9 protein-coding genes are annotated in these 11,649 nt (G+C 45.9%); 4 read left to right on the top strand and 5 right to left on the bottom strand.

The window, feature by feature from the left end:
- The first annotated feature begins 28 nt into the window (after window positions 1-28).
- On the top strand, window positions 29-2,386 hold the full coding sequence (locus tag H2C83_RS05045; protein WP_181738398.1) for an endonuclease MutS2: 2,358 nt from the start codon (window positions 29-31) through the stop codon (window positions 2,384-2,386).
- 205 nt (window positions 2,387-2,591) lie between these two features.
- Here H2C83_RS05045 and H2C83_RS05050 read toward each other — a convergent pair whose 3' ends face one another.
- Both H2C83_RS05050 and H2C83_RS05055 read right to left on the bottom strand, forming a co-directional pair.
- On the bottom strand, window positions 2,592-3,749 hold the full coding sequence (locus tag H2C83_RS05050; RefSeq protein WP_376766335.1) for a S8 family peptidase: 1,158 nt from the start codon (window positions 3,747-3,749) through the stop codon (window positions 2,592-2,594).
- Window positions 3,750-4,047: 298 nt separating this feature from the next.
- Window positions 4,048-4,266, bottom strand: coding sequence for a hypothetical protein (locus tag H2C83_RS05055; RefSeq protein ID WP_181738402.1), 219 nt, complete (start codon window positions 4,264-4,266; stop codon window positions 4,048-4,050).
- A 267-nt stretch (window positions 4,267-4,533) separates the two neighbouring features.
- On the opposite strand from H2C83_RS05055, the gene H2C83_RS05060 reads away from it, so the two are divergent.
- A complete protein-coding gene (locus tag H2C83_RS05060; RefSeq protein ID WP_181738404.1) occupies window positions 4,534-5,541 on the top strand; it encodes an aromatic acid exporter family protein in 1,008 nt (335 codons plus the stop codon).
- Between the two features lie 79 nt (window positions 5,542-5,620).
- Here the strand turns inward: H2C83_RS05060 and H2C83_RS05065 are convergent, their stop codons facing one another.
- The 3 genes from H2C83_RS05065 to H2C83_RS05075 form a co-directional block, all read right to left on the bottom strand.
- The gene (locus tag H2C83_RS05065; protein WP_181738406.1) at window positions 5,621-5,839 is read right to left on the bottom strand and encodes a hypothetical protein; all 219 of its coding nucleotides are present in this window, start codon (window positions 5,837-5,839) and stop codon (window positions 5,621-5,623) included.
- A gap of 99 nt (window positions 5,840-5,938) precedes the next feature.
- Window positions 5,939-7,330 (bottom strand): RsmF rRNA methyltransferase first C-terminal domain-containing protein, encoded by a 1,392-nt coding sequence (locus H2C83_RS05070; RefSeq protein ID WP_312853849.1) that lies wholly within the window; start codon window positions 7,328-7,330, stop codon window positions 5,939-5,941.
- 95 nt (window positions 7,331-7,425) lie between these two features.
- On the bottom strand, window positions 7,426-8,751 hold the full coding sequence (locus H2C83_RS05075) for a helix-turn-helix domain-containing protein (RefSeq protein WP_181738408.1): 1,326 nt from the start codon (window positions 8,749-8,751) through the stop codon (window positions 7,426-7,428).
- Between the two features lie 273 nt (window positions 8,752-9,024).
- On the opposite strand from H2C83_RS05075, the gene H2C83_RS05080 reads away from it, so the two are divergent.
- Window positions 9,025-9,984 (top strand): pyridoxal-phosphate dependent enzyme, encoded by a 960-nt coding sequence (locus tag H2C83_RS05080; RefSeq protein ID WP_181738410.1) that lies wholly within the window; start codon window positions 9,025-9,027, stop codon window positions 9,982-9,984.
- A 170-nt stretch (window positions 9,985-10,154) separates the two neighbouring features.
- The gene (locus tag H2C83_RS05085; RefSeq protein WP_181738412.1) at window positions 10,155-11,642 is read left to right on the top strand and encodes a spore germination protein; all 1,488 of its coding nucleotides are present in this window, start codon (window positions 10,155-10,157) and stop codon (window positions 11,640-11,642) included.
- The last annotated feature ends 7 nt before the right edge of the window (window positions 11,643-11,649 follow it).

Genomic DNA, 11,649 nt, shown 5'->3' on the forward strand with positions numbered 1-11,649 from the left:
ATTTTGAACAGAAAGAGGAGTTGTCGGCGTGGAGCAATGGACGCTCAAATCTTTAGAATACGCGCAGGTAAAGGAATTGTTGAAAAAACAGGCGGCTACTGTCCTGGGAAAGGAAAAGGTGGATCAGTTAATGCCTGAAGCCCGGATGGAGCGGGTAAAAGATCGCCTTGATTCCACTCAGGAAGGAATGGACGTGATCCGCTTGAAAGGCGATGTTCCGTTTGGAGGGGTCCGGGATATCAGAGCCTCTATCCGGCGGGCCGAAATGGAAGGGATGCTTTCAGAAACGGAGTGTTTGGATGTTGCAAGCACGATTTCAGCCGGACGCAAGATTAAATCGTTTTTGCGGCAGATTGAAGAAGAAGCAGCAACGCTTCCCATTTTGCGCGGCTTAACGGAACAAGTGGCGAGCCTTGATACCATCGAAAAAGAAATTCTCCGGTCCATTGATGAACAAGCGGTTGTCAAAGACCAGGCAAGCCCCGGATTGGGGAAGATTCGCAGCCAGATCGGAGAAGCCCGCAAACGGATCAATCAAATCCTGCAAGAAATGATTCGCAATCCGCATTATACAAAGATGATGCAGGAAGCGATCATAACCCAGCGTTTTGACCGCTACGTGATTCCGGTCAAAATGGAATATCGCTCCCGGTTCCCCGGAATTGTCCATGATCAGTCATCGTCTGGCGCCACCCTGTTCATTGAACCCGAGGCTGTTGTCAAATGGAACAACCGGTTGCGCGAGCTGGAGTTGTCTGGAAAAAAAGAAGTGGAAAAGGTTTTGCGGCGTCTGACCGGAGTGATCGGGGAAGAAGCGGAAGCACTCAGAAAGAATACTGAAATTTTAGCCGAACTGGATCTGATCATGGCCTGTGCCCGTTTCGGCTATCAGGTAAAAGGAGTCGTTCCGCGTATTTCCCGGTCGACCCTCAAGCTGAAGAAAGCACGGCATCCCCTGATCAACGCGAAAGATGTGGTTCCCATTGATCTGGAAATGGGTGAATCCTATCAAGCGATCATCATTACAGGACCCAATACCGGTGGTAAAACCGTCACCTTGAAAACTGTCGGCCTGTTTGCCCTGATGACCCAGTCAGGGATTCCCATTCCTGCAGAAGAAGAAAGTGTTATGCCCGTGTTTAGCGGAGTATACGCTGATATTGGGGATGAGCAAAGCATTGAGCAGAACCTGAGTACTTTTTCCGGTCATCTTACAAATATTATTCGGATATTGAAACAGATCGATGAAAAAAGTCTGGTTTTGTTTGATGAATTGGGTGCGGGGACAGATCCGACGGAAGGGGCCGCACTGGCTATAGCCATTCTGGAACATGTCATCCACCGGGGATGCCTGGTGATGGCAACGACCCATTACAGTGAACTGAAACTTTTTGCGCATACCCATCCAAACGCGATCAATGCCAGTGTTGAATTTGATGTACAAACCTTAAAACCGACTTACCGTTTGTTAATCGGTGTACCGGGCAGCAGCAATGCTTTTTCCATTTCCAAACGGTTGGGATTACCCGATGAACTGATCCAGACAGCCAGGGCCCAACTTTCCACGGATGAAAACCGGATGGAGGAAATGATTACCTTTCTGACAGAGGAACGGAAATCAGCTGAAGAGGATCGTTATCAGGCAGAGAAGCTTCGGATAGAGGCCGAAGCATTGTACCGGGATCTGAAACAGAAATGGGAGCAGTTGGAGGAAGAAAAGGCTCGCATCAAAGAAAAAGCTCGGTGTGAGGCGCAATCCATCATTAAGAAAGCGGAACGGGAAGCAGAAGAGGTAGTGAAAAAACTGCAGTCATGGATAAAAGCACGGCCCCGGGATCTGAAAGAGCATGAGTTGATCGATGCCAGGACAAGATTGAAGAATGCTGTGCCCGATTGGGAATGGCCGCAAAAACAAAAGAAAAATACAGGCACAAGGGAAGCGCTTCATGTTGGGGATGAAGTTCTCGTTTTAAGCGTAAATCAGACAGGGACCATTGTAGACGAATTGGGAGACGGCTTCTTCCAGGTACAGGTTGGTTTTTTGAAAATGAAGATCCACAAGGATCAGCTGGAAAAAAGGTCTTCTCCAAAACCGGCTGCTGCGGGAAAAACGGGGACAACCATCAAACGGGCAGCAACCGATGTCAAGCCGGAATGCGATATTCGCGGCAAATTGGTGGAAGAGGCGCTGATCGAGGTTGATAACTACTTGGATAAAGCGATTCTGGCCGGTTATAAACAGGTCTTCCTGATCCACGGCAAGGGGACGGGAGCACTTCGTGCCGGTGTACAGGAATATTTGCGGCACCAACGCCATGTGAAAAGTTTCCGGCTGGGAAATCACGGTGAAGGCGGTTCGGGAGTTACCGTTGTCGAATTGAAGTGAATAAATGCACGGTGGAGGAAAAAGATGAATCACTTGCCAAAAGTGCTTGCAATCATTTCCTTGTTATTCTTCATGACGGGAATTGTCTGGTTTCTTTTAAATAACTGACGAAAAGAAAGAGGATTTTCCCGGAAAGGAAAATCCTCTTTCCTATTTGAAAATCCTCTTTCCTATTTCATGCGCAAATTTGTGGGCTGGTGATGTTTTAATAGTTTACCGCCCTGTTGGCATTGATTCTTCCGTGTTCAAAATAATAGCCGGTTCCACTGATTTGATCTGCGGTGTTTTCAATGGCTGCACGGATCTGGGAGTTGCTTCTGCCCTGGCTTGCCAGCAATGCAGCCAGTCCTGCCACATGCGGGGTTGCCATTGATGTTCCGCTCAGGTTTCTGTAACTGCTGTTGATATAGGTGGAGTAGATGTCAGAACCGGGCGCCGCTACATCAACCCAGCTCCCGTAGTTGGAGAAGTAAGAGAGTGTGTCACTGGAGGTAGTAGAAGCTACGGCAATGGCTTGAGAGTAATAAGCAGGGTAACTGGGAAGAGAAACTCCGCTGTTTCCGGCGGCTGCCACAACTACGGCGCCGTTGTTCCATGCCTGTTGCACTGCATTTTGAAGTGCAGTACTTCCAACAGAGCCACCGAGGCTCAAGCTGATGACATCTGCCCCGTTTTGGGCGGCAAATACGATGCCATCGGCGACATCGGCAAAGGTGCCGCTTCCTTGATTATCCAGCACGCGGACAGCCATGATTCTGGCGTTGGGCGCCATTCCGGCCATGCCAATTCCATTGTTGGTAACGGCCGCTGCAATTCCGGCACAATGTGTTCCGTGTCCGTTTCCGTCCTGGGCAACATTATCGTTGTCTACAAAGTCATAACCCTGAATCACTTTGCCGTTCAGGTCGGGATGATTGGCTTGCACACCCGTATCAACAATGGCAATCACCGTACTGCTGCTGCTTTGTGAAACATCCCAGGCCTGTGGCGCCTGGACTTTTTGCGGTCCCCACTGTCTGCTTGTGAGATCATTTGGAGTCCACATGGCATGTGCATAATAGTTGGGTTCGACGTACTCAACCATCGGGTTGTTTTTGTATTTCTCGATCATTTTGGTAATCGAACCTTTAAACTTGACAACCTCAAAACCTGAATATTTGGATTTTTCCATTAATTTTGCTCCATATTGTTGGTGAACCGATTGTGCAGACTGTGCCGAAATTCCCTCTTTAAATTTTACGATTAATTCACCGGGTACAAAGTTTCCGTTATCTGCTGGAGCAGGAGTCGCAAAAACTGAAACAGGAATTGCAAGAAGGGCAACCAACACCAAAGTTGTACATATACTCAGAAAGCGTTTCACAGGCAGGCATCCTCCTAATTGATAATTTGAATCCCCCTCGTTACTTGCCGTCAGGAAAATAGGTTGGCGGTTTGACAGTATCCCTCCCTTTTCTGTAAGTTGCATATAAATTTCTATGCACAAATAATAATATCCTTCTTTTTTGAAAATATCAACAATTTATTTTGGCAGCTATTCATTTTTAGCTTAATAGTATTTTGGTGTGATCATTGACTATTTGAAAATAAATTTTTGAGGGCATAAAAGCAAAAGCAAATGATCTGTTTGATCATTTGCCAGGATGATCAGGAAAGATTTATTATATATTGGCAGAATGGGAGGGGGATTCGTCCAGCCGATTCATTTCTTTTTGCAACTGCTGAAGATAGGCAATGGTTTCCTGTCTCCGTTCCGGAGAGTATTTGTCCGGATACATTTGCATTTCTTCCAGCAAACGCCGGGCACGCTCAAAACTGGATGCAAGCAAACGGTAATAGGCCTGTCTGGCAAGTGTCGTTTCAGTGATGGTTGTACTCATCGTACGCTCTCTCCCTGTAAAGTAATTCCCACAATTATAATCATATCAAAGTTGCAAACAGGAAGAAATCTTGCGGATCTGCCCCTGGAAATGAAAAAAGATGAAAATGAAATCATCAAAGAGGAGATTGTCGGAGGATAGAGAACATTTTAACAAAACGTTAATATTCCATTGCAAGAATAAAATATTCTATGTTGAAATAGGATGTAGAAGAAAATTACGGGAGCATGTGACAGTTCCAAAATACAGGAAAAAGAGTGATTATTAATGAAAATTGGCTTTCGAACTATCAAAACAGCGATTGGGATCGCCTTGTCGATTGCGATTGCCAAATGGTTAGGACTTGAATTTTACACATCAGCCGGAATTATTACCATTCTGTGTATTAAAACAACAAAAAAACAATCCTATCAGACGGCATGGGAACTTTTTTTCGGTTCACTGGTCGGATTGGGAATCTCGGCCATCGTTTTTGAATGGATCGGGTACCATACATGGACATTGACGATTTTATTATTGTTGCTGATTCCCATGAGTGTCTATTTGAAGATCAGTGATGGAATCGTAACCAGTACCGTTGTCATTTTGCATCTTTTCATACTGAAAAAAGTAAATATTGATGTGATTGTTAATGAAATCCTGTTATTGGTGCTTGGAGTTGGTATGGGAATCCTGCTGAATATCTATATGCCCAGTCTGGAAAAAGAACTGAGAGCATATCAACGGAAAATTGAAAGCAATTTTAAAACGATTTTGCGTGAGTTTGCCGCGTATCTTTATGAACCGGAGCGCTATTGGGATGGGAAGGAAATTCTGGAGACAGCGCAGTGGTTAATGGAAGCGAAAGAGCTGGCCATTTTGGATATGGAGAATCAGGATGGTCCAACCGCCAGATATTTCTATCATTATTTTGAAATGAGGGAAAGGCAATTTGAAATTCTGGAAAGAATTGCGCCGATTGTTTCTGCGCTGGACCGCTCCTGTGAACAGGGTGAAATGATTGCCCGATTCCTGGAGAATCTGGCCGATGCCGTTCATCCTGGCAATACCGCGCATCTTTATCTGGAAGAGTTGGAGAAATTACGTGAAGATCTCCGAAACTCCCTGCTTCCCCAAACCAGGGAAGAGTTTGAAACCCGGGCTGCATTATTTCATTTTATAAACGAAATGCGCCGGTATCTGATAATAAAAAGAAATTTGCTCAGGGATTGGGAAGAATTAATAAACAAAAAGGAAAAATCAGTATTTGCACAATTAAGGTGGATCCGGAAATAGCTTAAAGGGGAAATAGATCCGGCTACTTGGAAAACAGATAAACAGGTGTGGAATTGTCTCATGAAAGAGCAATCCGGGTTCAGAATTTGCGCGGCCGGAAATTGATCTGGATGTTGCGGTGTTGTGCAGGGGGCGCCTGGGATATGGTTGTTGTGACGGGATTTTTTTCTTCCTCTTCTTCCCGTTCAAAAAGATGGGTCATAAAAATCCATTCTGGCTGAATCATTCCCATGGAAATTTGTGTATAGGGAAGATATCTGAACCTGTGGTCACTCTCTTTATCGGCTTTTTTTCCCATAACAAGAGCCTCCCTGCCTTTCTGTTTCAAAATGGTAATATATGTGTATGCAGAGAGGATCATGATGATGAGCAGATCAAACTCTGATTGCCTGTTTTTTCATTGTTGGATTCGATCCCGGCGAAGCCATTTGGGATAATGGTTTTTTAACAGGCCTCCCGAGACTTTTCCCCAGCCAAGGGGATAACCGTCCACCGTGACAAGGGTCCAGCCTTTGGCAAGTGTTGCGGGCAGTGCTTCTCCTTGCAGATATCGTATCAGTTCGGGATCATCCCGCTCAAGGGCATGTACTTGCCGAACCTGGGCTGGTTGGCTTGACAGGGCGAGAGCGTGTGATGGAGCAAAATGATTGCGTTTTGCCTGCCCTAAATACCTTCCGGGTCGTTCCACTCTCAATCCTTTGAGAGAAGGAAGTTCTTCGGGAACCTGATACAGATGCTCTCCGAAAACGGTGTAGGTATCCTTTAAAAAACTCTCCTCGACATAGGTATGCTCAACAAAGGTTTTCCAGACCTTTTTTGCCGAAGCCGAAACAGGCGGAAATTTGCCGGTACGCGGTTTTTTGATTTCCTGGTCAGCCGTTTTTTCGAGCAATACCACAAAATGGCCTTCTCCTTTTAAATGATGGGGCCACAGGCGGGCGGCCTCCTGCAGGGAAGGGTTTTCTTTGTCTGCCCACTCCGGGTGCCCCGGTTGGAAATGGGTTGCTTGGGCGATCGATTTTACCTGAAACTCGGGATGCTTTTCAAGAAATCTGGAGATCACGCCTTCGTTTTCCGAGGGGTTGAATGTACAGGTAGAGTAAACCAGACGGCCGCCAGGACGTAGCATGGGGGCAGCCGCTTCCAGGATCTGCGACTGCAGCAAGGCACATTTTTCAACGGCCCGCAAGCTCCATCTGTTGGAAGCTTCCGGATCTTTCCGAAACATCCCTTCTCCCGAACAGGGCGCATCAATTAAAATGCCATTAAAAAAATGTGTAAAGCGTTCCGTCAGATGTGCCGGATTTTCGTTCAGGACAACTGCATTTGTCACGCCGCAACGCTCGAGGTTTTCAACCAGTGCGTGAATGCGTTTGTTATCAATTTCATTGGCAACCAAAATTCCTTTTCCGCGCATTTGAGCTGCTAACTGGGTTGTCTTTCCTCCCGGAGCCGCACATAAATCGAGAATTTTTTCCCCTGGTTTGGCGGCCAGTGCTTCCGCTGGAGCCATGGCACTGGCATCCTGAATATAGTACAGACCGGCTGCGTGATAAACGTGTTTTCCCGGACGGTCCCGCTCATGGTCATAATAAAAGGCCTCTTTACACCATGGAACAGGTTCCAGTTGGAACGGCACCTTTTCTTTAAGCCTGTCCGGCCTGATCTTTAAGGTATTGACACGCAGGCTTCGGATCGGAGCATGCTGATATGTATTGAGAAAAGCAGGGTATTCATCTTTTAACAGAAATTGCATCAGTTGCAAAAAATCTTGCGGAAGAGATTGCACAATCGGTTCCTCCTTATTGGTCAGTCCGTCCTTCAGATAAGTTGATCATTATCTTATCATAAATGTAAAAGAAAGACCCTCGCCCAAAAATTCTGTCATGCTTTAATTCCGTCCAGCTCGCGCAAGCGAAGTTGTGTCTGCAGTTGATCCAATATTTCAATATATTTCTCCTTATCCCCTATTTTCTTCCAGCACTCGGACAAATTAAGCAGAATTCTTTCTTTCTGCCGTGAGAAATTATAGGAATTCGCGATTTTTAGCGCTTCATTGTAAGGGGAAGTGGCATACTGAAACTGATTGTTCTCGAGATAATAATCGCCCAAAGCCATTAATGATTCGCAGTAACGGTGGGCATCATTGTATTGTTTTCCCCGGGCAACAGCCGCCGACAGGCTTTCGTAAGCATCCTGCCATCTTTCCATTTTGCTGTACAATTTTCCAAGCTGGGTCAAGGTGGTGACAAGCAGGTATTTTTTATCTTTTAATTTGTTTTCCAGACGAAGAGCCAATTGGTAACAGTTCTCAGCCGACTGGTAATCATTGGCGTTTTGCAGGATATTTCCCCACACAGTAAGTAATTTAACAGCCCGTTCATGTGTGCCGTTGGTACGGGCTATATATAATCCTTCGCGAGCATATGACAGTGCCTGGTTAATTCCCTTCTTTCGATTTAATAAAGTAGCCTTCAGTTCATACATGCTAAGCTTTACTTCGAGGCTATCAATCTGCTGAATCTCGGACCACAGTTCATTAAGGATCTGCAAGGCTTCATCCGTACGGTACATTTTTTCCAGGTAAGACACCTTGGCAATGGACAAATAATATTTTATATCAGCCCGGTCATTTCCAGGCTTGAATGTTTTCAATCCCCGATTGTTATATTCCAGTGCTTTATTCAAATCGTTATCCCTAAAATAGTAGATTTTTCCCAATTCATACAAGCAGGCAGATTTTATATTGGATTCGGTCGACGTATTTTTTTCGTCGATGAATTGAATCGATTGGAGGAGATACTTTTCTGCTCTTTTCAGCTTGTTTTTCTTTACATAACAAAGTCCTTTTAAATACAAGATGACATCCATATATTGGCCTTTGCATTGTTTCTGTAATTCCCGGAGGCGTTCCAATGCACCGTCACAATCCAGGTTGATACAGGTTTCAATAAGAAAAAGAAGAATCTTGATCTGGTTATTGGTTTCATTTTCCCGATGAATCAATTCAGGGATCTGGGAAACATCATAACCCAGTTTTTGGCAGTAATAAAGGCGGTTTTGTGGTTTTACTGTCGGCACACCGCGTTCAATACTGGAAATGGTAGCGAAAGAAATATGTTCATCCTCTAAATCTTTTAAACGCAGCCCCCGTTTTTTACGGATTTTCCGCAACGCTTCACCAAAAGCTTTCAGGTCATCTTTGTTCAAGTGTATCACCCTCTTGTATTTATCATATTTAGTAATCTCATATTTGTCTATATATTCTGTGCAAGGAATTATAAATTTTAATATTTGTCCATTTTGTTAATTAAAGAAATCGTTTTTTTATCGGTTTTTTGGCGGAAAATCGCTTTATTTAAAACAGAAAATCTTTAGTTTAAATAAATGGGTTATCTTTACTGCTGTTTCTGATTGCGATAGGAATAAATTAAGATTATATAGAAACACCTAGAAAATCAAACTGGAAAGGTTTTGAATCAGATGAAACTTCCTATCTCATTCGAACAGGTTGTTGTTGCAAGGAAACGGATTCAGGGCAACATTCACCCGACTCCAGTCATCACTTCCCGTACGCTTGATGAATGGGCGGGGTGTAAAGTATTCCTCAAATGCGAAAACCTGCAACGAACCGGATCTTTTAAATTTCGCGGAGCATACCACGCGATTGGCCAGCTGACTCCGGAGCAGAAAAAACGAGGTATCATTGCTTTTTCTTCAGGAAATCATGCTCAGGCGACAGCTCTGGCGGCCCGTCTTCTCGGCGTTCCGGCTGTGATCTCTATGCCGGCTGATGCCCCACAAGTAAAAATAGTAGCGACACGTGGTTATGGCGCTGAAACTGTTTTTTATAACCGGTTTACGGAGGACCGGGAAGAAGTGACACGCCGTATTGCGGAAAAACGGCAATTGACGCTTATTCCGCCATATAATCACCCCGATATCATGGCAGGAGCGGGGACGGCCGCCATGGAACTACTGGAACAAGTTTCCGATCTGGGTGCCGTCATTACTCCGGTTGGTGGGGGCGGTCTTCTCTCCGGAACCGCTGTTGCCTCAAAGAGGATGTCCTCCGGTATTTCTGTTTTCGGAGTTGAACCGGAAAACGCTGATGATACCCGCCGTTCGCTCCTTGCAGGACGACGTCTGACCATTCCGGCTCCCGAAACGATTGCCGATGGTCTTCGCATCACCACACCTGGAGAACTTACTTTTCCAGTCATTCAATCCCATGTAGATGACATTGTGACGGTCAGCGAAAAGATGATCAAAGAAGCGGTCCGTTTTGCCATCATGCGTCTGAAGTTGGTAATAGAACCTTCCGGTGCCGTCCCGTTAGCGGCACTTCTTGACCGCCGTTTCCCGCGAAGTCTGCACCGTGTGGGTGTAATCGTCAGTGGTGGGAACATGGATCCGGCAGTCTTGGCCAGGCTGTTGGAATAGGCCGGAGTTTTCTCCAATCCACTGATATGAAAGGATGGAGATGCTTGTTAACCTGAAGACGGAAAAACCCTGTTACTTTTGCATGTACAGGATCGGTTTCCAAGGTCTAGCCGCGTTTTGGGCAGGCAATACTGAAAGAAAGATGCAGAAAAGGAAATGGTGGTTTTCTGATGAGCAAGGGTAAAACACCGTGGTGGCAGAACAAAACGCTAAACAGTCATCTGGAAACAAATATAAAAATACTGAATGATATCCTGGGAGTCGGCAAAAGTTTTGACATGATCTGCCGTCGCACAAAGTTTTGGGGAAAAGCATGCGCTTTTTATTTTGTAGACGGTTTTGCCAAGGACATGATCATGAACCGGATCATGAACCGGCTGGCTGACTTGAAAGGGGAAGATCTGAAGTCACAAGTAATCAGTCGCCTCCTGGACACAGAGATTGCCTATATTGAAGTGGATCAGACCGATAAACTGGGGGAAATTGTGAATGCCGTATTATCCGGACCCACCGTTTTGCTGATTGACGGGGAAACGACTGCCATTATCATTGATGCCCGAACTTATCCCGTGCGCGGACCTGAAGAACCGGATACGGAAAGAGTGGTGCGGGGAGCACGGGATGGATTTGTAGAGACGATTATTTTTAACACGGCCCTGACCCGCCGCCATGTACGCGATCCCGGTTTGCGAATGGAGTATTTGCAAGTGGGGCGCCGGTCAAAGACGGATATTTGCCTGGCTTATGTGGAGGATCTGGCAGATCCCCGCGTTGTGGAAGAACTCCGGACGTCGATTAAAAAGATCGATACCGACAGTTTGCATATGGCGGAAAAAACCCTGGAGGAACATCTGTTCAAGCGATATTGGAATCCCTACCCCATGGTCCGGTTTACGGAACGTCCGGATGTGGCCGCTGTTCATCTGATGGAGGGGCATGTCCTGATCTATGTGGATACTTCACCCAGTGTAATGATTACGCCCTCCACTTTTTTTCACCATGTGCAGCATGCTGAGGAGTATCGCCAGAAACCGGTTGTTGGCGCGTTTATGCGCCTGGTTCGCCTGTTGGCGATGGGATTTTCCCTGTTTTTATTGCCGGTTTTTTATCTGATGACAATTCATGCCGAGTCCCTGCCTCCGCTTCTGCAGTTTATCGCCATTGAAAACAACGCCAGGCTCCCCTTGTTTTTGCAATTTGTAATTGCCGAAGTGTGGATTGAAATTTTGCGCATGGCTTCGATTCATACTCCATCGCCACTTGCGACAGCGATGGGATTAATTGCCGGGATATTATTGGGAGAAATCGCGATCAATGTGGGCTGGTTTGCTTCGGAAACCGTGTTGTATGTAGCGCTGGCGGTAATCGGAACATTTGCCACTCCCAGTTATGAGATGGGAGTGGCAAACAAGATTGTACGCCTGGGATTGCTGGCTGTAACCGCAATGTTCGGGATTGCCGGCTTTGTGATTGGCTGTGTGGCCCTGGTGATCTGGCTGGCCCGAATCAAAGTGCTGATCACTCCTTATTTATGGCCTTTGATTCCCTTTGACGGAAGAGCGTTGATTGATGTGCTGATCCGCTCACCTATGCCCAATAAAACAAAACGGCCGAGTGCCATTTCCCGACAAGATCCTGACAGGCAACCGGAGAATTAAAGTTACG

This window comes from Thermoactinomyces mirandus, assembly GCF_013868055.1.
In the GTDB taxonomy this organism is placed as follows: domain Bacteria; phylum Bacillota; class Bacilli; order Thermoactinomycetales; family Thermoactinomycetaceae; genus Thermoactinomyces; species Thermoactinomyces mirandus.